This window comes from Sphingobium sp. HWE2-09 (assembly GCF_035989265.1).
GTDB lineage: Bacteria > Pseudomonadota > Alphaproteobacteria > Sphingomonadales > Sphingomonadaceae > Sphingobium.
In genome coordinates this window covers 2,735,969-2,757,713 of the sequence record NZ_JAYKZX010000003.1, presented here as the reverse complement: position 1 = coordinate 2,757,713, position 21,745 = coordinate 2,735,969, and the positions used below count along the sequence as shown (strand labels likewise).

The window sequence follows — 21,745 nt, the reverse complement described above, 5'->3', positions numbered from 1 at the left end:
CTCCAATGGAAAGTCCCTCCATGCGAAGCCCCCTTGCCCTGGCACTCCTCACCGCCCTCGTCCTGCCGAGCGCCCTTCCGGCCCAGAGCGCCGCCGACCCGGTCTTCACCCCCGCCGCCATGCGCGCCCATGTCGAATTTCTCGCCGACGACCTGCTAAAGGGCCGCGACACCGGCAGCGAAGGGCATGAGATCGCCGCGCGCTATGTCGCCAGCCAGTTCGACGGCCTCGGCCTCACGCCCGCGGGCGATCCCAATGGATCAGGGGCCGGCTGGCTCCAGCGCATCGCCTTCCAGCAGACCGAACGGACCAAACCCTCCGCCACCCTGACCCTGACAGGTCCGAATGGCGCCAAAAGCTGGACCCATGGCACCGACGTCATCGTCGGCCTCAATCCCGCCGAACCACGGGTCGATCTGTCCGCGCCGCTGGTCTTCGTCGGCTATGGCATCGAAAATGCCCGCATGGGCCTCAACGACTATGCCGGCCTCGACGTGAAGGGCAAGATCGTCGTCACCCTGCGCGGCTATCCCAAGGGGCTGCCGAGCGAGGAGGGCGCGCATCTTTCCGCGACGAAGGCGAAGGCGGCGCAGGCCCATGGCGCGGTCGGCATGCTCTCGGTCGGCACGCTGCAATCGATGAAGGCGCGGCCCTGGGCGCGGATGTTGACCTTCGCCAATGATCCCGATGTCACCTGGGTCGATACCGATGGCAAGCCGTATGACGACGCCCCCGGCATCCGCGCCACCGCGTCCTTGAACGAACCGGCCGTCGCCGCCCTGTTCACAGGCGCGCCCCAGTCGATCGCCGCCATCCGCAAACTCGCCGACAAGCCCGGCGGCAAGCCCAAGGGTTTCGCGCTGAAAGGCACCGCCCGCATCCAGCTGGAAAGCGCGGGCAAGCGCATCACCAGCCCCAATGTCGTCGCCATCCTGCCCGGCAGCGACCCGGCGCTGAAGAACCAATATATCGTCCTGTCCGCCCATCTCGACCATATCGGCATCAGCGAGGCCAATCCTGGCGACAAGCCTGACACCGACCGCATCAACAATGGTGCGCTCGACAATGCGGCTGGCATCGCGACCATGCTGGAAGTTGCCCGCGCCATGGCCCAATCCCCACAAAAGCCGCGCCGCTCGATCCTCTTCCTCGCCTCTACCGGTGAGGAAAAAGGTTTGCTGGGCGCCGACTATTTCGCCCGCCATCCCAGCGTCCCGATCAACCAGATCGTCGGCAATGTCGATCTCGACATGCCGCTGCTGCTCTATCCCTTCACCGACGTCATCGCCTTTGGCGCCAACCACTCCTCCCTGGGACCGATCGTCGCCAGGGCGGTCGCACCGATGAACATCAAATTGTCTCCCGACCCGATGCCACAGGAAAGCATCTTCGTGCGATCGGACCATTATATGTTCGTGAAGCAGGGCGTCCCCGCCGTCTTCCTCGCCACCGGTTTCGCCAATGGCGGCGAAAAGGCCTGGGAAGCGTTCCTGGGCGGTGCCTATCATCATCCGGGTGACGACATGGAGCAGAAGATCGACTGGAACGCGGGCGCCCGCTTTGCCGAAGCCAACTACCGCATCACCCGCGCGCTCGCCGATGATAACGCCGCGCCCCAATGGTATCAGGCAGACTTTTTCGGCGACACATTCGCGCCCTCATCGAGCAAGGCACCAAAGTAAGGATATTCGCCCGCCACCCCTTGTGTGCCTTTTGAGCAACACTACATCGCGCCTATCATATTGGGTGGACGACTATGAACCTCGAAAAATTCACTGACCGCGCCAAGGGTTTCCTCCAGTCGGCGCAAACCGTCGCGATCCGCATGAGCCATCAGCGGATCGGGCCGGAACATCTGTTGAAGGCGCTGCTGGAAGATAGCGAAGGCATGGCGTCCGGCCTCATCAAGGCGGCGGGCGGTTCGGCGCAAGTCGCGCTGCGCGACACCGACGCCGCGCTCGCCAAAGTGCCCGCCGTCTCGGGCAGCGGCGCGCAGCAGACTCCCGGCCTCGACAATGACGCCGTCCGCATCCTCGACAGCGCCGAACAGGTCGCGCAAAAAGCAGGCGACAGTTTCGTCACCGTCGAACGGCTGCTGCTGGCCCTGACCCTCGCCAACACCACGACCGCGGGCAAGGCGCTCGCCGCCGCGGGCGTCAAGCCCGAAGCGCTCAACGCCGCGATCAACGCCCTGCGCGGCGGCCGCACCGCGGACACGGCAGGCGCGGAGGATCGCTACGACGCGCTCAAGAAATTCGCCCGCGACCTCACCGAAGCCGCCCGCGCGGGCAAGCTCGATCCGGTCATCGGCCGCGATGAAGAAATCCGCCGCACCATCCAGATCCTCGCCCGCCGGACCAAGAACAACCCGGTCCTGATCGGCGACCCCGGCGTCGGCAAGACCGCGATCGCCGAAGGCCTCGCGCTGCGCATCGCCAATGGCGACGTGCCCGATACGCTGAAGGACCGCACCCTGATGGCGCTCGACATGGGGTCGCTGATCGCGGGCGCGAAATATCGCGGCGAGTTCGAAGAACGGCTCAAAGGCGTGCTGGACGAAGTGAAGGGCGCAGACGGCCAGATCGTCCTCTTCATCGACGAAATGCACACGCTGATCGGCGCGGGCAAAAGCGAAGGCGCGATGGACGCGGGCAATCTGCTCAAGCCCGCGCTCGCCCGCGGCGAACTCCATTGCATCGGCGCGACCACGCTCGACGAATATCGCAAATATGTCGAAAAAGACCCCGCGCTCCAGCGCCGCTTCCAGCCCGTCTTCGTCGGCGAACCCACGGTCGAGGATACGATCAGCATCCTGCGCGGCCTCAAGGAAAAATACGAACTCCATCACGGCGTCCGCATCACCGACGGCGCGTTGGTCAGCGCCGCGACGCTCAGCAACCGCTACATCACCGACCGCTTCCTGCCCGACAAGGCGATCGACCTGATGGACAAGGCCGCCTCGCGCCTGCGCATGGAAGTCGAATCCAAGCCTGAAGAGATCGAAAATCTCGACCGCCGCATCATCCAGCTCAAGATCGAGCGGGAGGCGCTCAAAAAGGAAACCGATAAGGCGTCCGCCGATCGCCTCACCACATTGGAAGAAGACCTCGCCAATCTGGAGGAGCAATCCGCGTCGCTGACCACCCGCTGGCAGTCGGAAAAGGACAAGATCGCGGGCGAAGCCAAGATCAAGGAGCAGCTGGACGCCGCGCGCCTGGAACTGGAACAGGCCCAGCGCGCGGGCGACCTCGCGAAGATGAGCGAACTCTCATACGGCACCATTCCCGCGCTCGAAAAGCGGCTCGCCGAAGCGGCCACCGCCTCGGACGGCGCGATGCTGCGCGAAGAAGTGACGGCGGAGGATATTGCCGGGGTCGTCGCCCGCTGGACCGGCATCCCGGTCGAGCGGATGATGACCGGCGAGCGCGAAAAGCTGCTAGCGATGGAAGACACGATCGGCAAGCGCGTCATCGGCCAGGCCGACGCCGTGAAAGCCGTATCGACCGCCGTGCGCCGGTCCCGCGCAGGCCTGCAAGACCCCAACCGTCCGCTCGGCTCCTTCCTCTTCCTTGGCCCCACCGGCGTCGGCAAGACCGAATTGACCAAGGCGCTGGCCGGATTCCTGTTCGATGACGACAGCGCGATGGTGCGCATCGACATGAGCGAGTTCATGGAAAAGCACAGCGTCGCCCGCCTGATCGGCGCGCCCCCGGGCTATGTCGGCTATGAGGAAGGCGGTGTCCTGACCGAAGCCGTCCGCCGCCGTCCCTATCAGGTCGTCCTGTTCGATGAAGTGGAGAAAGCGCATGGCGATGTCTTCAACATCCTGCTCCAGGTGCTGGACGACGGTCGCCTGACCGACGGGCAGGGGCGCACGGTCGATTTTACCAACACGATCATCGTCCTGACCTCCAACCTGGGCAGCCAGTTCCTCACCGGCCTCGCCGACGACGAGCCGGTGGAGAAAGTCGAGCCGCAGGTGATGGAGATCGTGCGCAGCCATTTCCGTCCGGAATTTCTGAACCGGCTGGACGAAGTGATCCTGTTCCACCGCCTGGGCGCCGCGCATATGGCGCCGATCGTGGATATCCAGGTCGCCCGCATCGGCAAGCTGCTCAAGGACCGCAAGATCGTCCTCGACCTCACCGACGAAGCCCGCGCCTGGCTCGGCCGCGTCGGCTACGACCCCGTCTATGGCGCACGCCCGTTGAAGCGCGCGGTGCAACGCTACCTGCAAGACCCGCTCGCCGACCTGATCCTGCGCGGCGAAGTGCCGGACGGATCGACCGTCAGGGTGGAAGATGGCGATGGGGCGTTGAGGCTGGCGGTCGGCTGAGCAACCCCGGATCGACGGACAACAAAAAGGGCCGGAGCGAAAACTCCGGCCCTTCCTTTTTCCATGCGATCCGAAGGGATCAGAAGCGCAACTTGCCCGTCACGAACATCGAACGGCCCATCACGTCATAGACGTTCGGATAGGTGTTCGACTGTTCGCCGTTACCCGCGTTCTGAGCCGATGCCGACAGCGGCGGCTTCTTGTCGAACGCGTTGTTGACACCACCGGTCAGGGTGAAGTTGTCGCTGGCTTCGAAGGCGACGGCGAAGTCGAAATAATTCTGCGCCTTCGCCTTTTCCAGGTAGAACGTCACGTCGTCATTGTCGTCACGTACCGAACCCAGATAACGCCAGGACGTCGAGAAGGTGAACGGCCCGTTCATGTAGGTTGCACGCGCGGCATGCTTCCACTTCGGGGTCGGCTGACCGCAGCTGTTCCCGAAGCGACCAGCGCATTCGTTGACCAGCGGCACGCCAACGATCGGCGTGAAGTCATACTTCAACAGCCGCGAACCGTTGAAGCTCAGCGCGATCTTGCTGTCGGCACCGATCGAGAAGCTGTATGCCAGACCGATGTCGATACCGTTGGTCTTCAGGCCACCCGAATTCAGGTTGGTGTCGACGATACGGTCGACCTGACCCTGGTCGTTACGGCTGAAGGCGTCGCAATATTCGCTCAGGCCATAGACATAGCATGCCTGGAACAGATTGCTCTGGCCGAGCCGCGAGATGTAACCGTCGATCTTGATGTTGTAGTAATCGACGGTTGCCGAGAAGCCGGGCAGAGCGCGCGGCGTCAAAACGCCACCCACGGTCCAGGTCGTCGACTTTTCTTCGCGCAGGTTGCTGTTGCCCAGAACGGTCGTTGGCGGATTCACCAGATCCGAATCGGTCAGGTTGTCGCTGCCCAGCTGCGATGCCGGGACGCCACCTGCCACGCAAGCCGCGGCCAGGGCGCTACCGGCGACAGCTGCTGCTGCCGTGCCGCACGGATCTTCTGCACCGTCGAAGCTGACGGTCTGACCCAGATACAGTTCATAGACGCTGGGACCACGGATCGCCTTTTGATACTGACCGCGGAAGCCCAAGCCCTGGACTGGCTCGTACAGGCCGCCAGCCGACCAGGTGAAGACGTTGCCAACCGCATTCGAATATTTCGAATAACGGGCCGCACCGTTCAGTTCCAGGCGGTTAACCAGCGGCTTGTCGGCCAGCAGCGGAACGTTCACTTCGCCGAAGAACTCGGTTACGCTATACTCGCCCTGCGTCGCTGCGCCGGGGTTGAAGCCCGCAACGTTGCCCGACGCCAGATTCTGGTCGGGATCGGTCTTGCCGCTTTCCTTGCGCCATTCAGCGCCCAGTGCGATGCCCACGCCACCGGCGCCCAGATCGAACAGATTGCTGTTCGTAAAGGCGATGCTGGCGACTTGCGTGGTGTATTCCTCGATGTTCGTCGCGCCAAGGGACAGATAGTTGGCAGCGTCTGCGCTCAGATTGCCCAGGCCGAACAGGTTGGCTGGAACGCACGAAGCAACGCCATTGGCGCACACCAGATTGCCGCCGCCCGCGACGCCCGCGAACGGATTGCCGCTGATTTCGCCCGTCGTAGGGTTCTGGAACGCCGTCGTGACCGCGCCCAGGAAGTTGGCCAGGTTGACGTTGCCGGTCTGACGCTGGGTGTTCTTGGTACGGGCGAACATATAGTAGCCGTCATAGCTCCAGTCGCCGCCGATATCGCCCTTCATACCGCTGACGATGCGGAAGGCGTTGCGTTCATCGACCTGCGTACGCGGACCGATGCCGGCGGTACGGAAGCCGTAGTTCGACGTGGAGATGTAACCATCGCCATCGGTGTCGAGCGCACGGAAAGCGGCCTGGGTCGCCGGAGCGAAGTAGGGCGAATTGACGTGCAGACGGATCGGACCAAGGCCGCTTGCATCAAGGCCGGTGCCGATGGGCGTGCTGTTGCTGATGGGCGTCGGCGCGAGTTCGCCGGTCACGCGGTTGTTGACGAACGTACCGTGCAGATAAGGCTGGAACGCATCCGAAATTTCGTAGCGGGCCATCGTCGAGATGATGAAGCGCTTCTGCGGAACCTGCAGGAAGTTGACCGGCGCATAGTTATAGGCGTCGGTCGCCGAGCTATAAGGGGTGATCGAACCGTCAGAACCGAAATCGACGACGCCGCCACCGTTCGGCAGCGTCACGCGACCCTGCGGCACGGAACCCGAACCGCCGAAGAAGGCGGTGCCATCGCGATTGTCGACTAGCGCATTGCGCGAGAAGCCACGCGCACCGGCATAAACCGACTTGCGGTCATAGTAGCCGATATGGGTGACGATGTTACCACGGCCGTCAGCGAAGTTCGCGCCGATGGTGCCGTTGACATCCCAATATTGACCATCGCCCCGGTCGGTCAGGCCATAGGTCGAGTTCAACTCGATACCTTCGAAATCCTGCTTCAAGACGAAGTTCACGACGCCAGCGATGGCGTCCGAACCATAAACAGCCGAACGGCCGCCGGTCACGACATCGACACGCTCGATCAGCGCCGAAGGAATGGTGTTGAGATCGACCACTTGGCTTGTGTCGTACGACATATAACGGCGACCATCGACCAGCACCAGCGTACGCTGAGTGCCCAGGTTACGCAGGTTGACCGTCGCGACGCCGCCGCCAGGGTTGTTGTCCGCGCCGCTGGTCGAACCCGTGACCTGCGGCATGCTGTTCAGCACGTTTTCCACGTTGGTCTGGCCGCGAAGAGTAAACTCTTCCGAACGGACGACCGAAATGGGGCTGGCTTGCTCGACTTCCGGACGCGCGATACGCGAACCGGTTACGACGATCGTGTCGTTGCTTGCGGCGTCCGCACCCTGGGGTGCTTCCTGCGCGAACGCAGCCGTCGCGATCAGCGACGCGCCCAGGATCGCCGGAGCGGCGCTGGCACGCAGCAGTGCCCTCTTCGAAAATGTTTTCACGGTCCAGTCCCTTGCTCTGGAGTTTGACAGATGGTCTGCCACTTAAATGGCCCGTACGAAGGGATAAGGTGCCCGACAGCGATCCCCCCATATGGATGACCGGAAACTGCGCGGGGTTCAGGGCGCTGTAAAGCGTAGGAAAGAACCGGTGACCGCTTTTGGCAGCGCCTGTATCATAAATGCAACAAGAGGTTGAGCACTGTGTTTTACGTCTGTATTGCAAGATAATTACGCGCGGTTGCAACCGTATGTAGCAATCATGCACCATGGGAAGGGCGATCATCCGATTATGGCGTCCGCTGCTATCCAAACCGAAAATGGCCGTCATATTGACGTCATAAACTACGGGTGCATGCTAATGCGCATTATAGCGTGATGCGAAGGAAGAGCGGATATGAACGGCAAATGCGTCTGGATTCTCTTGGCTTCGTCCTGCCTGCTGGTCGGCCCAGCCCAAGCCGCGTCGCAACGCCAGCAGCCCCGGCCCGAAATCTTCACCAACCTGCTGCAATGCCGCAACATCACGGACAATGCTGCACGCCTGGCCTGCTTCGATCAGCAGGTCGGCGCGATGGACGCCGCTGCCCAGCGCGACGAAGTGGTGGTGCTCGACAAGAGCGAACTGAACAAGACGCGCAAGACCCTGTTCGGCTTTTCCTTCCCCAAACTCCCGTTTCTGGGCGGCGGCGACGATGACGGCAAGGCGCAGGAAGAGGGCGTTACCCATATCGAAGCGACGATCGCTTCGGTACGTAGCCTGGGTTATGGCAAGTGGCAGATCGGCCTGGACGATGGCGCGCAGTGGCTGACGACGGAAGCGATAACCTTCAACGACCCCAAGGTCGGCCAGAAGATCGAACTCAAACGCGCCGCCATGGGCAGCTTCATGGGTAAGGTGGAAGGCGGTCGTGCCGTGCGGATGAAGCGGGTAAGCTAAACCCCGTTCGGCATCGGTCCTGCCACCAGCATCGGGTCGATCCGCGCGTCATTCCACTTCATGCCCCAGTGCAGATGCGGCCCGGTCGCGCGGCCCGTGGCGCCGATCGCGCCGATGCGTTGCCCTTGTGCCACAACATCGCCGACCTTCACGTCGATCCGCGACAGGTGCAGGAAGGCGCTGTTGAGGCCATGACCATGGTCGATCATCAGCAAATGCCCCTCCAGCGTGAAGGGCTTGTCGGCCGCAGCCAGCACGACCACGCCATCGGCCGGGGCAACCACCGGCACCCCGGTCGCGCCCGCCACATCGACGCCGCCATGATAGGCGCCGGGCGTCCCCTGATAGATGCGCTGCGACCCGAACAGCCCGGATATGCGCCCGACCGCGGGCCAGATGAAGGACTGTCGCCAGCCCTGCGCATGGGTCACCGTATCGCGCGCCGCGGCGATCGCGTCCAGTTCGGGCTTGCGCAGCGCCAGAAAGGCTTCGGTGCTTTTGGTCGGCCGCATCGGCGCATCGATCCGCTCGATCCGCCAGGCGCGGGGGCCAACGGTCAGCGGGCGCTCGATCGTCCGTCCGTCGGGCAGGCGGGCGGCAAGGCGCGCATTCGGCGCGGCATCACGGTCGAACGCAATCAGGAATCGGCCATCCGCGTCCACCGGCACCAGTTGCTCGTCCAGCTTGAGCGCGACCGTCCCCGACGGCGCAATACCGGTCATGATGCCGCCCTGCGTTGCCATGCCGCTCAGCTGGAAATCGGTGCGCCGTGTGACGGACGAGGCGCCGGTCTGCGCCACCGCCGCGCCCGTACAGGCCAGCAGCAGGGCAAGGCCAATCCGCTTCATCGCGCGCCGCGCGCCTTCATTTCCGCCCGCACCGATGCGTCGGCGCTGGCATAGGGTTCCTGCCGCGCGATGCTCCAGTAGCGCAGATCCTCCAGCGCGATGGCCTGCCCGGTTACGGCACACAGGACATGGTCGCCTGCCTGCATCACGCGAAAGCTGTAGGGCATATAATGGAGCCGGGCGATCCGGTCGCGATTGGACATCAACATGGGTTCAGGCCTCCTGTCGCGTCATCAGGAAAACAAGTCCTGCTGCGGCATATCGTCCGTCTCCCGCGCTTTACGCACGGGTCGGGGTGCAGCCGATATAGCGCCCGGCGCGCCCTTCTCAACCGGTCGCGCGGCGTCACCGACAACCGCATCCACCGTCCCGTCCCGGAAATGCAGCGTCACCTTTCCGGCCGCCCGCGCCGCCGCCACCGACTGCATCAGCCGACCCTGCGCCATGACCCGCGCATAGCCGCGCTGCAGCGGCAGGTCGGGATCGAGCGAGGCGAAATGCCGCGACACCCGGTCGAACGCGGTCGCGCGATCGGACAAGGCGCGCGCAAGATAATCGGGCCGCAACCTCAACCGGTCGAGCCGCTCGCCCGCGCGCACCACATGCTGGCGCAGCAGGGCAGGCCGCAACGCGCCGCTCGCCTGGCCCAGATGCGCGCGCGCCTCCGCCAGCCGGTGGCGCAGCCCGCTGACCAGCCCGTCGGACAGCTGGTCCAACCTCTGCCGCTGTGGTGCCAGCAGCATGTCGGGCGTCGGCATCAACCGCATCTGCATGTCCAGCCGTTCGCGCGCCTGCCCCGCACCCCGCCGCACGGCGCGCCCGGCGCGCAGCCCCATTTCGCTCAACCCCGCCAGCAATTCCGCCCGCACCGGCACCGCCATCTCGGCGGCGGCGGTCGGCGTCGGCGCGCGCCGGTCGGCGGCATAGTCGCAGAGCGTCGTGTCCGTCTCATGCCCCACCGCCGATATGATCGGGATGGTGCAGTCGGCTACCGCGCGCACGACGATCTCTTCGTTGAAGCTCCACAGATCCTCGATCGACCCGCCGCCGCGCGCGACGATCACCAGATCGGGGCGCGGCACCGGCCCGCTGCCGTCCATCGCCGAAAAGCCCCGCACCGCCCGCGCCACCTGCTCGGCCGCACCCTGGCCCTGCACCAGCACCGGCCAGACCAGCACATGGGTCGGGCAGCGATCGGCCAGACGATGGAGAATGTCGCGGATCACCGCGCCGGTCGGCGACGTCACCACGCCGATCGTGCGCGGCAGGAAGGGCAGCGCCTTCTTCCGCTCGACCGCGAACAAGCCTTCGCCCGCCAGCTTGGCCTTCAGCTTTTCGAGCAACGCCATCAGCGCGCCTTCGCCCGCCAATTCCATCTTCTCGATGACGATCTGATATTTCGACCGCCCCGGATAGGTGGTCAGCTTGCCGGTGGCGATCACCTCTACCCCATCCTGCGGCGCAAAGGCCAGCCGCTGCGCCCCGCCCTTCCACATCACCCCGTCCAGCACGGCATTCTCGTCCTTCAGCGCCAGATAGAGATGCCCGGACGCCGCTCGCTTGAAGCCCGAAATCTCGCCGCGCAGCCGGACATGGCCGAACCGGTCCTCGACCGTGCGCTTCAACATGCCCGACAATTCGCTGACCGACAGCGCCGGTGCGTTGTCCCCTGCGCGTTCCTCCGCTAACAGGCGGCCCGAACTGTCATAGGCATCGAAATCCGGGGACATGGGCGACATGAACATCCTTCTGCTTGGCGGCGGCGGCCGCGAACATGCGCTGGCGTGGAAGCTGGCGCAATCGCCCCGGCTCGATACGCTCTTCGCCGCGCCGGGCAATCCGGGCATAGCCGAGCATGCGACGCTGGTCGACCTCGACGCGACGGATCACCGCGCCGTGCTCGATTTTTGCGTGCGCCATTCCATCGGCCTGGTGGTGATCGGACCCGAAGCGCCCTTGGTCGACGGCCTGGCCGACAATCTGCGCACCATCGGCGTGCCGGTGTTCGGCCCGAATAAGAAGGCGGCTCAGCTGGAAGGGTCGAAGGGCTTCACCAAGGATCTGTGCCGACGCGCCAACATCCCCACCGCCGCCTATGTCCGCGTCACCAGCAAGGACGGTGCGCTCGCCGCGCTTGACGATTTCGCACTGCCCGTCGTGATCAAGGCGGACGGCCTGGCCGCGGGCAAGGGCGTCATCATCGCCGAAACGCGCGACGAAGCGGTCGAAGCGCTCGACACCATGTTCTCCGGCGCGTTCGGCGCGGCGGGCGAGGAAGTGGTGCTGGAAGAGTTCATGACCGGCGAGGAAGCCAGCTTCTTCGCACTCACCGACGGCGCCGCCATTCTGCCCTTCGGCTCCGCGCAGGACCATAAGCGGGTAGGGGACGGCGACACCGGCCCCAATACCGGCGGCATGGGCGCCTACAGCCCCGCCCGCGTCCTGACGCCGGAACTGGAAGCCCAGGTGATCGACACCATCATCAAACCGACCGTCGACACGATGGCGGCCGAGGGCATGCCCTATTCCGGCGTGCTTTACGCAGGCCTGATGCTGACGCCCGACGGCCCCAAGCTGATCGAATATAATGCCCGCTTCGGCGACCCGGAATGTCAGGTGCTGATGACCCGCTTCGACGGCGATCTGGTCGATCTGCTGCTCGCCGTGGCGCAGGGGACACTGGCCGACCAGGGTCCGGTCGAACTGGCGGATCGCACCGCGCTCACCATCGTCATGGCGGCCAATGGCTATCCCGGCACGCCCGAAAAGGGCGGCGCGATTGCGGGAATCGCGGCGGCGGAGCAGGACGGGGCGAAGATTTTCCATGCCGGCACGGCGGAAAAGGACGGCGCGCTGGTCGCCCATGGCGGCCGCGTCCTCAACGTCACCGCCACCGGCGATACCGTCGGCGCGGCGCAGGCCGCCGCCTATGCGGCTGTGGATGCGATCGATTTCCCGACCGGCTTCTGCCGCCGCGACATCGGCTGGCGCGAAGTCGCGCGCGAATCGCAATGACGGTCTGACCTTGCGGCTCGCGCGAAACCGGCCTTAAATAGAGACCGGTATTTTACAGGGGAGATGGAGCGCGATGCAGGAATTCTTCATGGACTATGGACTGTGGCTGCTGGTCGGGCTGCTGGTTATCATAGCGCTCGTCTTCCTGTTGTCGGGCAAGCGCAAGGCGAACGTGCCGGTCGAACCGGCCGAAGCCCCGCCCGCCGCTGCGCCCACCCCCTATGTCGATCCGATCATCGCCGCGCCCGTCGCGGCGGCGCCCCTCTTGGTGGACCCGGTCGAACCGGTAGCACCGCCCGCCCCGACCGAGCCGGTCGCGCCGCCCGCACCCCTCCCGCTGGCCGACCCGGTCCCCGCAGCGGCGCCGATCCCCGTCTCCCCATCCGTCGCAGCGGTGGACAGCGATACGGACGACCTGCTCCGGCTCAAGGGCGTCGGCCCCAAGCTCAAGGCTTTGCTGATCGACCTTGGCGTCACCCGCTATGCCCAGATCGCGGCCTGGACCGATAGCGACATCGCGGCGATCGACGCGAAACTGGGCAATTTCAAGGGCCGCCCGGTGCGCGACCAATGGATCGATCAGGCCAAATATCTGGCGGCCGACGACATAGCCGGTTTCGAAGCCAAATATGGCAAGCTCTGATCAGGCGGGCTGAACCGCCGCGTCCGGCATAGGTGGCGCGCTGGTGACCGCGCGCGGCGCTGGCGCGATGCCGACCAGGCGGCGGATCAGGACGCTCGATGCGCACAGGCGGCTGACGATCAGCAGGATCAGGACCGACAAGAGCAGCGTCGTCGTCACGCTTATGCCGCTGGTGATCGCCACGCCCATCACCAGCGGATGCCATAGATAGAAGAACAGGCTGTCTCGCCCGATGCGGTTGACCGGTGCGAAAGACAGGCGCAGCGCCGACAGTCTGGGCAGCAGCGCGATCATGCCCAGGCACATCAGCAGCCGCGCTGGCACATAGGCCAATATGTTACCGCTGCCCTGCAATGCCGACCACCAACCCAGGCCGAGCGCCATGCAGAGTAGAGCGACGCCCAGATGGCGAGTCGGCAATCCCCGTTCCGCCATCAACATGCCGAAGAAGAAATAGACCGGATAGCGCAGGAACCGGCTGTCGGGCGACAAAAGGCTGTGGCCGACTGGCCCATGGTCCAGGCCGAAACTATACATGGTCGCCAAGCTGATCGGCACCCCGATCGCCAGCAGCATGACCGGTGGCAGGCGGACGATGCGCGTCGCCATGATCAGGCCGAAGAGGGCGGGGATATACCATAGGTGAAAGGGCGGCCGCAGCAGCAGGTCGATCGGCGCCGTCCAGGACAGGCGCCAACCACTGACCGCCACATAGACGGCCATCGCGACCAGCCAGGGCAGCAACATGCGCTCGCCATAGTGGCTCAGCAGCACCCCCGTGCGTTCCGTGCGGGTGCGGGTGACGTTGAGCAGATAGCCCGATATGCCGATCATCAGCGGCATCCGAAAGCCAGCGCCGATCCACAGCGCCGGATGCTGCTGTTGCACCAGCTCCATGGCGTGCCCGCCCATCACCAGCAGGATCAGCACCCCTTTGAGAAGGTCGATCGACGGATTCTTGCCCACGCTGAAAATACCCCGGCCCCCAGGCTTACTGCTGTCTCCCTACCTGCAGAGGCTTTAAAAAATATGGTGAACGGCTAAGCTTTTCGACACCATTATGGACAATATCGGTCGCTAGAGCGCCATCGCACCCTTTTTTGGAGACCCCGTCCTTGCATCGTTCCGATCCCTCGACCCTGACCAAGCTGTTGACGGCGCTGCTCGTCTTCGCGGTGATCATCGTGGGATGGCGGCTCTACGGTCGCTATCGCGAATCGCAGGCGGTGCTGCCCGAAACTGGCGTGGCGACCGGCGATTGCGCGCTCTGGTTCGTAGGCAGTTCGTCGATCCACCGCTGGACCAGCCTGCATCAGGACATGGCGCCTTGGGCGACGGAAAACCGGGGCATCAACAGCGCGGTACTGACCGACATCCTGCCGCGATTCGCCAATATAAAGCCCCAGGAAGGCCGTCCGCGCGCGCTGATCCTCTATGTCGGGGAAAATGATATCGCCAATGGCGTCCCGGTGCGCACGGTGATGCGCCAGCTTGGCGGCCTGTTCGACCTGCGCGACCGGCTGCTGCCCGGCGTGCCGGTCCTGCTGCTCTCGGCCAAGCCCAGTCCGGGGCGGGCGCGCTTCTTTGGCCAGCAGCGGCTGTTCAACGCCGCGGCGCAGAATTTCTTGCCGCATATGCGATCGGCCTATTATGCCGACGTGACGACGCCCCTGCTCGCCGGGGGAAAGATGGGCGACAATTATCAGCCCGACGGCGTGCATATGAACGCGCGCGGCTATCGCATCTGGGCCGACGTGGTCCGCAACCGGCTGCGCGATATCCTGCCGCCCGATGTCATACGGACCTGCGCGCCCTAAGCCCCGCCGTCACAACCCGTGGCGGCGCGCGAAATCCAGGAACAGGTCGGGCCAGGGCGCTGGCGCGGCGGGCGGGGCGGACAGACCGAACCCATGGCCGCCATTTTCGAACAGATGGCATTCCACCGGAATTTTGCGCGCCCGCAGCGCCGCCAGCATCGCCAGGCTGTTGTCGACCGGCACGGTCGGATCGTCGATCGCATGGGCCATGAAGACCGGCGGCATATCCCCATCGACATCCCGGTCCAGCGAATAGGCGCGCATCCTGTCCGCCGAAGGGGTCGGTCCCAGCAACTGGGTACGCGACCCTGTATGGACGAACGGCCCCTCCATCTGAATGACGGGATAGAGATAGGCGGCGAGCGCCGCCTTGATCGGCTCGCGATCGGCGCCATCGATCGGTGCATAGCTGTCCGACTGCACACGGCTGGTGAGCCAGGCGGCCAGATGCCCGCCCGCCGAAAAGCCCAACACCCCGACCCGGTTCGCATCGAACCGCTCGCGCGGGGCCAGCGCCCGGACCAGCCGCAAGGCGCGCTGGGCATCCTGCAACGGCGCCTCCGCGCCTGCCGCCCACCCGTCGCCCGGCAGGCGATAGAGCAGGCAGAAACAGGCATAGCCCGCTTCGGCCAGTCGCCGCGCGACGGCATAGCCCTCATGACCCAGCGAAACCTGGCTATAGCCGCCGCCGGGGATCAACAGCATCGCCGCGCCATTGGCCTTGGCCGGGCGCACCAACGTCAGCGTGGGCGTCACCACATGGGTGAAGACGCTCTCGTCCGGCCCGCCGCCGGGCGAGCGCCGTGTTTCGACCTGCTGCACGCGCACATGCTCGCCGCCCGGCGCCTGGCCCGGCCAGATCGGGAAGCGTTCATAGCCCTGGGGCGGGGGAAGGGGCCGGTCGTCACCATCTGTTCGGGCGCTCCTCTGGCGCGTGCGGCATTAGTGCCGGAACCGGCGATCAGCGTGCCGACGATCAGACTGCGGCGATCGATCGCTGTCATGGATGGCGGCCTTTCACGCGAAGGGAGTGGATGGATCGCCCGCCGGACCGCGCACCGTCAATGCCGCGGCGGCACGGCATCGGACTGGCGACGGATCAATTGATAATCCAGCTTCACCTTGCCGATCGCCCCGTCCGCGCCCTCGTCCTGCTGGCGAAACCGCATGGCCAGTAGGCCGATCGCCTCGCGGCTCATGTCGCGGATCGGCTGGCGGATGGTGGTCAGCGCCGGCCAGATCGCACTCGCCAGCGGCGTATCGTCGAAACCGCAAATGCTGATCTCGGCGGGCACGTTGATCCGGCGCTGGTGCGCGACCGTGATCGCCGCGGCCGCCATATCGTCGTTGCACGCGAAGATCGCCGTCGGCCGCCGCTCCAGCGCGATCAGCCGCTCGGCCGCGTCCAGCCCCGATCGATAGCTATAGTCGCCCGGCACGATCAACTGCGGGTCATGCGCCAGCCCATGCGACTCCAGCGCGTCGTGATACCCCTGCAACCGCCGCGCGCTCGATCGATGGCGCGGATTGCCCTCGATAAAGCCGATGCGCTGGTGCCCCAGTTCGATCAGGTGCCGGGTCAGGTCATAGGCGGCATGCCGGTCGTCGGTGCCCACCACCAGCATGTCCGCCCCGTCCTGATCCGGCGCGATCGCGACGATGGCGATGTCGCGCGCGGTCAGCCCGTCGACCAGCTCCGCCCAGTCGCACAAGGGTGGCGGCAGGATGACGCCCGCCACATGGGCATGGGCGACCTGGTCGACGATTTCCTGGGCAAAGGCGCCGGGTGCGCATTGCTCCACCACCAGATGCAGATGCCGCTGCGGCGCCTCACCCAGCGCACCCAGCAGCAATTCGCCCAGATAGGCCGATGTCGTCGTATGACCATGCAACAAGGCGACCCGCCGGTCGGCGCTGCCCGCCAGCGCGCGGGCCGACGCATTAGGGATATAGCCCAGGTCGATTACCGCCTGATCGACCGCGCGGCGGGCCTTGGCGCTGACCAGCGCCTTGCCGTTGACCGCGCGCGACGCGGTCATCACCGACACGCCCGCGCGGGCGGCGACTTCCTTGATCGTGGGGGGCTTCTTGCGGGGCGCGCTCTTGTCCATCCCCTCGCTCCTAGCGGCTTTTCCGCCCAAGGAAAATCGCGGGATGGGACGACGATATTATTGTCTGTCCTATTGGCGGCTGGTCATATTAGCATGTCCCGGCCTTAAGCAGGACTTGAAACATAATTTCCTATTTCGCTTCGGATATGTCAAAATCTGCGGGAAATGTGCGAAGTTAACCGCCGCGTCGCGCTTCATCGCCAGCCTCCCGGGGCAAAAGAAACCCGCCGGTCGCATGAACCGGCGGGTTGTCGATGTCGCTGGTTTTAGCGATCAATATTGAATGGTCACCGTCACCGCGCGGCGGTTCTGCGCCCAGCTGGCCTCGTCCGATCCCAGCGCCGCCGGTCGTTCCTTGCCATAGCTGACCGTGGTCATGCGGCCGGAATTGATGCCCAACGAGGCGAGATAGTTTTTCGCCGCATTGGCGCGTCGTTCGCCCAGCGCGATATTATAGTCGCGGGTGCCGCGCTCGTCGGCATGACCCTCGATCGTGACGCGCACCGACGGATTCTGCCGCAGCCACGCGGCCTGGCTCTGCAACGTCGCCTGGTCTTCGGCATCGACATCATATTGGTCCAGGCCAAAGAAGATGCGGTCGGACGACACCGATGCGACGAAATCGGCCTGACTGCCCTTGGCCACGCCACCCGCGCCGCCATTATAGCCGCCGCCGTCGGGCGCGGTGGTGCCGGTGCCGCCGGGTGCGGGGGCAGCTGCGCCGGTGGCTTTTTCGAACAGGCGGCAAGGGCGATGACGGTGGTCGCCACCAACAAGGTCCGGGACAGTTTCATGGGGGTCTCCTTCGATATTTTCTATGCCGCCCGCTAAGACAGTCATCAGGGTCCGTGATGTTCGTTACGCTGTCAAGACGACTAGGGTTCCGTCAGTTACGGCAGCAACGGTCCCCACGCCGGATCGGATCCACTCAGCGGCGTTGGAATCCGCCGTTCGTTCACCCCGGTCAGGTCCACCTGCCACACCTGGCTGCTGCCCTGCTTGCCCGGCGTCGTGCGGAAAAATTGCAGCACGCGGCCATTGGGCGACCAGGTCGGCTGCTCGTCCTGCCAGCCATTCGTCAATATGCGCTCATTGTCGCCGCTGGGCGTCATCACCGCGACCTTGAAGTCGCCCGACAGCTTGGTGAAGGCAATCAGGTCGCCGCGCGGCGACCATTCGGGCGTCGCATAGCGGCCGCCGCCATGGCTGATCCGCCGCTGGTTGGACCCGTCGGCGTTCATCACATAGATTTGCTGCCCGCCCGACCGGTCGCTTTCGAACACGATCTGGCTGCCGTCGGGCGAATAGCTGCCGCCCACATCGATGCCCGGCGACGTGGTCAGCCGCACCGGTGTGCCGCCATTGGCGGACACGCGATAAATGTCGGTATTCCCCGCCACCGCCATCGAAAACAGGATGGAGCGGCCATCGGGCGACCAGCGCGGCGCGAAGGTGGGGTTGTTGCTCTCGGTCACCAGCTTCTGCTGCCCCGCGCCGATGTCGTAGATATAGAGGCGCACCCGGCTGCCCAGATAGCTGACATAGAGGATCGACTTGTAATCGGGCGAAAAGCGCGGCGTCAGCGCCATCGACTGGCCGTTGGTGATGAAACGGTGGTTGGCCCCATCCGAGTCCATGATCGCCAACCGCTTCACCCGCGCGCCCTTGGGACCGCTCTCCGCGATATAGGCGATGCGACTGTCGAAGAAGGGGCTTTCGCCCGACAGGCGCGCATAGATGGCGTCGGCGCATTTATGCGCAGCCCGCCGCCAATCGCGCGGCGCAACGACATAGCCCTGCCGCGTCAGTTCCTGCTTCAGCGCCACGTCATAGAGGTAACAGCCCACGGTGATGTCGGCCTCGCCGCCAGTCGTGCGCACGAACCCCTGCACCAACGCCTGATAGGCGCCCCATTTGTCATAGACCGGATTGGTGACTTCGGGAAAGACGACCGATGGCAGGCCGTCCGGACCCGACGGATCGAACAGGCCGGAGCCTTTGAGGTCCGACGCCACCACTTCGGCGATCTTGCGACCCAGGTCGCTGGCGGTGCCCGCAGGCGTCGCCACATCCTGCTGCGCGGGCATCGGCGGCACCGCGACCTTCACATTGCTGTCGACCTCGCCGGTCACGTCGACCGACAATTGCGCCATGGCGGGCGCGGACAGGATGGCGGCAAGCATGACGCCCGCCAGGGACAAGTGGCGCAGGAAGGGGGTCTTCATCGGTTCAGCCTCGCGTCAAAGCGGAGTGGCCGGAGCCATTTCCATTGGTCATAATATTCGGGCGGCAAATTGCGGAACGGCGCGGCCAGCTTCACCGCCTGAATCGCCCGTTCGGCATGCAGCTTCGCCTGCGGCCGGTTGCTGGCGGTGACGCCGGTCTGGTCGATCACCTCGGGCGCGCCGACCAGCGCGCCGCTCTTATCGAGCCGCACCTCCAGCAACGTCACCAGCTGATCCGCATCCGCGCCAGACGGCGGCCGCCAGTGCGGCTTCAACTGGCGGCGAATTTCCGAATCCAGCGCAGCCTTCTGCTGCGGCCCCATCGCGGCGGCGGGCGGCGGCGCAGGGGTGCGCGGCGCATCCTCCTTGGTATCGATGCCTTTCAGGAAATCCTTGCCCAGCAACGATCCCTTGGGCTTGTCGGCCTTGCCTGCGCCGGATGCGCGCGCCGCCGCATCGGCCTTGGCCTTCGCATCGCTCTTGGCTTTGGCGTCGCTCTTCGCCTTGGCGTCGGCCTTGGCCTTCGCATCGGCCTTCGCCTTTGCGTCTGCCTTCGCTTTCGCGTCAGCCTTGGCTTTCGCATCGCTCTGCGACGGCGCCGTCGCCTTCGGCTTTTCAGGCGTGGGCTTAGGCGTCGGCTTTTCCGGCGCAGGCTTGGGCTTTGGCGCGGCCTTCGCCACCTCTTTCTTCGGCGGCACCGACTTGGGCTTGGCGGGCGCGTCCTTCACCACCTCCTTGGGCGGCGTCGGCTTGGGCTTGGGCACCGGCTTCGGCTCCGCCTTGGGCGGTGGCGGCGCAGGCGTCGGCGCAGGCGTTGGCTCGGGGGCGGGTTCAGGCTCCGGCGCAGGCTTGGCGTCTTCGGTCGGACCCTCTTCCGGCGCGACGCTGGGCGGCGGCGGCTGGGTCGATACCTGCGGCGCGGTCGACTGCAACGCCACCTCGTCCACCAGCGTCACGTCCATCGGCGGCGACTTCAACTTCAGCGGATTGGGGGTGGCCAGGAACCCGGCCGACAGCAATCCGAACAGCAGAACATGTCCTGCCGTCGCGACGCCAAGGCCGATCTTTTCCGCGCGCTCCATATGGCTGACCTATGGTCCCTATTCTGAACCGTCGCTGGCCGAACCGGTATCCGATCCGGTGCTGACCAGCGATACTTTGTTCAGGCCCGCGCGATTGAGTTCGCCCATCACCCGCATCACCCGGCCATAGTCCAGCGCCGTGTCGGCGCGCAAAAAGACTTGCGGCGGCTCGGGCTGGCCTGCATGGGCGGCGGCGATTTCGGCCAGCCGATCCGGCAGGTCCGTATCGCTGATCTGTGCGTCATCGAGAAACAGCCCGCCGTCGCGGTCGATCGACACCACGGTCGGCTTGGCATCCGCGTCCAACCCCTTGGCGCGGGTTTCGGGCAGATTGACCGGCACGCCCGTCACCAGAAGCGGCGCGGTCACCATGAAGATGATCAGCAGCACCAGCATGACGTCGACCAGCGGCGTCACGTTGATGTCCGCCATCGGCGCACGCCCGCGCCCACGGCGACTGGATGGTGGGCCAGACATCGCCATTATCGCTGCGCCTCCAGCTCACGGCTCAGCGTCGCATAGAAACTGTCGGCAAAGCGCGTCAGTCCCGCTTCCAGCCGATTGATGCCATGGCTGAACCGGTTGTACGCGATCAGCGCCGGGATCGCCGCGAACAGGCCGATGGCGGTGGCGAACAGCGCTTCGGCGATGCCCGGCGCCACGACCGCGAGCGAACTATTCTGCTCCGCCGCGATGCTGGTGAAGGCGCGCATGATGCCCCACACCGTCCCGAACAGCCCGATGAACGGCGCCGCCGACGCTACCGTCGCCAATATGTTCAACCGGTCCGACAGACGATCGACCTCCGACGCGATCGTGCTCGACATCGATGTCGCCAGCCGGTCGCGCGTGCCGTCCCGGTCGATCACCTTCTGCGCGGTCGAACGCCGCCATTCGGTGACGCCCGCCGCCATCACCTTGGCGGCCGGAAATTCGGTCTTGCCGCGGGATTCATAAAAGCGGTCGATATCCTCCGCCTTCCAGAAATCGGCCTCGAACTTGCGGCTTTCCTTGCTCGCCTTGCGCAGCGACACGGAAAAGCTGATGATGATCGCCCAGGTCCAGATGCTGGCGAGCAGCAGGCCCAGCATCACCCCCTTCACGACGATGTCGGCCTGCAGGAACAGGGCCAGCGGAGATATGGTCGCGGCGTCGGTCATCGCGCCGGCAGGCAGGTTAAGCGTCATGGGTGAAGGTCTTCCCCTTGGCAAAGGCGGGTAAAAATATCGGTCCAGGCTTTGGGTTGCCGCTGCGGGCGACCCTGCGTCGTTAACCAGGCGACGGTGATGGTGGCGTCGGTCAACTCTTCCGCGCCGCACCTGACTGACTGATGAATGGTGCAGCGCGTGGCGCGCACATCGGTGACCCGGCTCGCCACCATCAGATCGTCGTCCAGCCGCGCCGGGCGGCGATAGCGGATGGCCAGATCGGTGACGGCATAGACGCCCGAGCCGCCTTCATGCGCGTCGCGCTGGTCGATCCCGGCGATGCGCAGCATGTCGGACCGGGCGCGCTCCATATAACGCAGATAATTGGCGTGATAGACCAGCCCCGACAGGTCGGTATCCTCGAAATAGACGCGCAGCGGGAAATGATGCACGGCGGCTATGAAGCGTCCGGTCGCTGGCGCGGGCATCGGGTCTGAAACGGACATGACGGGCTTTTAACCATGGCCGCCCCGTGGCGCAAAGCCGGAAATGGCGCACGGGCCATCAATCCGTCATCAGGGCCGCCCAATCCATCCATACTGGTCG

At 65.1% G+C, this 21,745-nt stretch carries 18 protein-coding genes and 1 pseudogene; 6 read left to right on the top strand and 13 right to left on the bottom strand.

Annotated elements, in window-relative coordinates; all coding sequences use genetic code 11:
* Positions 1 to 20 precede the first annotated feature (20 nt).
* Both U5A89_RS18990 and clpB read left to right on the top strand, forming a co-directional pair.
* Positions 21 to 1,682 (top strand): M28 family metallopeptidase, encoded by a 1,662-nt coding sequence (locus tag U5A89_RS18990; protein ID WP_338162570.1) that lies wholly within the window; start codon positions 21 to 23, stop codon positions 1,680 to 1,682.
* A 74-nt stretch (positions 1,683 to 1,756) separates the two neighbouring features.
* Positions 1,757 to 4,336 (top strand): ATP-dependent chaperone ClpB, encoded by a 2,580-nt coding sequence (clpB, locus tag U5A89_RS18985; RefSeq protein WP_338162569.1) that lies wholly within the window; start codon positions 1,757 to 1,759, stop codon positions 4,334 to 4,336.
* A 79-nt stretch (positions 4,337 to 4,415) separates the two neighbouring features.
* On the opposite strand, the gene U5A89_RS18980 is transcribed toward clpB, so the two are convergent.
* Positions 4,416 to 7,313, bottom strand: a complete 2,898-nt coding sequence (locus U5A89_RS18980) for a TonB-dependent receptor domain-containing protein (protein WP_338162568.1) — start codon at positions 7,311 to 7,313, stop codon at positions 4,416 to 4,418.
* A 394-nt stretch (positions 7,314 to 7,707) separates the two neighbouring features.
* On the opposite strand from U5A89_RS18980, the gene U5A89_RS18975 reads away from it, so the two are divergent.
* Entirely contained in the window at positions 7,708 to 8,250 is a 543-nt protein-coding gene (locus U5A89_RS18975; protein ID WP_338162567.1) for a hypothetical protein, read from the top strand.
* Here U5A89_RS18975 and U5A89_RS18970 read toward each other — a convergent pair.
* The 3 genes from U5A89_RS18970 to xseA are packed head-to-tail and all read right to left on the bottom strand — an operon-like array spanning position 8,247 to position 10,828.
* Complete coding sequence (locus U5A89_RS18970; protein ID WP_338162566.1) at positions 8,247 to 9,098, bottom strand: M23 family metallopeptidase; 852 nt, start codon at positions 9,096 to 9,098, stop codon at positions 8,247 to 8,249. The genes U5A89_RS18975 and U5A89_RS18970 overlap by 4 nt on opposite strands.
* Positions 9,095 to 9,307 carry a DUF2093 domain-containing protein gene (locus tag U5A89_RS18965; protein WP_338162565.1) on the bottom strand — a complete coding sequence of 71 codons (213 nt, stop codon included), beginning with the start codon at positions 9,305 to 9,307 and terminating at the stop codon, positions 9,095 to 9,097. Before U5A89_RS18965 ends, U5A89_RS18970 begins: the two co-directional genes overlap by 4 nt.
* Positions 9,308 to 9,331: 24 nt before the next feature.
* Positions 9,332 to 10,828, bottom strand: a complete 1,497-nt coding sequence (gene xseA, locus U5A89_RS18960) for an exodeoxyribonuclease VII large subunit (RefSeq protein ID WP_338163116.1) — start codon at positions 10,826 to 10,828, stop codon at positions 9,332 to 9,334.
* Positions 10,829 to 10,835: 7 nt separating this feature from the next.
* Between xseA and purD the strand changes: the two genes are divergently transcribed.
* Both purD and U5A89_RS18950 read left to right on the top strand, forming a co-directional pair.
* A complete protein-coding gene (purD, locus tag U5A89_RS18955; RefSeq protein WP_338162564.1) occupies positions 10,836 to 12,113 on the top strand; it encodes a phosphoribosylamine--glycine ligase in 1,278 nt (425 codons plus the stop codon).
* Between the two features lie 73 nt (positions 12,114 to 12,186).
* Positions 12,187 to 12,756: a hypothetical protein gene (locus U5A89_RS18950; protein WP_338162563.1), complete on the top strand. Its 570-nt coding sequence runs from the start codon at positions 12,187 to 12,189 to the stop codon at positions 12,754 to 12,756.
* On the opposite strand, the gene U5A89_RS18945 is transcribed toward U5A89_RS18950, so the two are convergent.
* Positions 12,757 to 13,722: an acyltransferase gene (locus tag U5A89_RS18945; RefSeq protein WP_338162562.1), complete on the bottom strand. Its 966-nt coding sequence runs from the start codon at positions 13,720 to 13,722 to the stop codon at positions 12,757 to 12,759.
* Positions 13,723 to 13,871: 149 nt separating this feature from the next.
* Between U5A89_RS18945 and U5A89_RS18940 the strand changes: the two genes are divergently transcribed.
* Positions 13,872 to 14,573 (top strand): GDSL-type esterase/lipase family protein, encoded by a 702-nt coding sequence (locus tag U5A89_RS18940; RefSeq protein WP_338162561.1) that lies wholly within the window; start codon positions 13,872 to 13,874, stop codon positions 14,571 to 14,573.
* A gap of 9 nt (positions 14,574 to 14,582) precedes the next feature.
* Here U5A89_RS18940 and U5A89_RS18935 read toward each other — a convergent pair whose 3' ends face one another.
* The 8 genes and pseudogenes from U5A89_RS18935 to U5A89_RS18900 form a co-directional block, all read right to left on the bottom strand.
* Positions 14,583 to 15,395 carry an alpha/beta hydrolase gene (locus tag U5A89_RS18935; RefSeq protein ID WP_338162560.1) on the bottom strand — a complete coding sequence of 271 codons (813 nt, stop codon included), beginning with the start codon at positions 15,393 to 15,395 and terminating at the stop codon, positions 14,583 to 14,585.
* Positions 15,396 to 15,634: 239 nt separating this feature from the next.
* Entirely contained in the window at positions 15,635 to 16,684 is a 1,050-nt protein-coding gene (locus tag U5A89_RS18930; protein ID WP_338162559.1) for a LacI family DNA-binding transcriptional regulator, read from the bottom strand.
* Between the two features lie 273 nt (positions 16,685 to 16,957).
* Positions 16,958 to 17,478, bottom strand: a pseudogene (gene pal / locus U5A89_RS18925) (peptidoglycan-associated lipoprotein Pal).
* 96 nt (positions 17,479 to 17,574) lie between these two features.
* On the bottom strand, positions 17,575 to 18,909 hold the full coding sequence (gene tolB, locus U5A89_RS18920) for a Tol-Pal system beta propeller repeat protein TolB (RefSeq protein WP_338162558.1): 1,335 nt from the start codon (positions 18,907 to 18,909) through the stop codon (positions 17,575 to 17,577).
* Entirely contained in the window at positions 18,906 to 19,991 is a 1,086-nt protein-coding gene (gene tolA / locus U5A89_RS18915; RefSeq protein WP_338162557.1) for a cell envelope integrity protein TolA, read from the bottom strand. Before tolA ends, tolB begins: the two co-directional genes overlap by 4 nt.
* Positions 19,992 to 20,009: 18 nt before the next feature.
* Complete coding sequence (gene tolR / locus U5A89_RS18910) at positions 20,010 to 20,474, bottom strand: protein TolR (RefSeq protein ID WP_338162556.1); 465 nt, start codon at positions 20,472 to 20,474, stop codon at positions 20,010 to 20,012.
* Positions 20,474 to 21,178, bottom strand: a complete 705-nt coding sequence (gene tolQ, locus U5A89_RS18905) for a protein TolQ (protein ID WP_338162555.1) — start codon at positions 21,176 to 21,178, stop codon at positions 20,474 to 20,476. The genes tolR and tolQ overlap by 1 nt, the downstream gene beginning before the upstream one ends.
* Complete coding sequence (locus U5A89_RS18900) at positions 21,175 to 21,645, bottom strand: YbgC/FadM family acyl-CoA thioesterase (RefSeq protein WP_338162554.1); 471 nt, start codon at positions 21,643 to 21,645, stop codon at positions 21,175 to 21,177. The genes tolQ and U5A89_RS18900 overlap by 4 nt, the downstream gene beginning before the upstream one ends.
* Positions 21,646 to 21,745 lie beyond the last annotated feature (100 nt).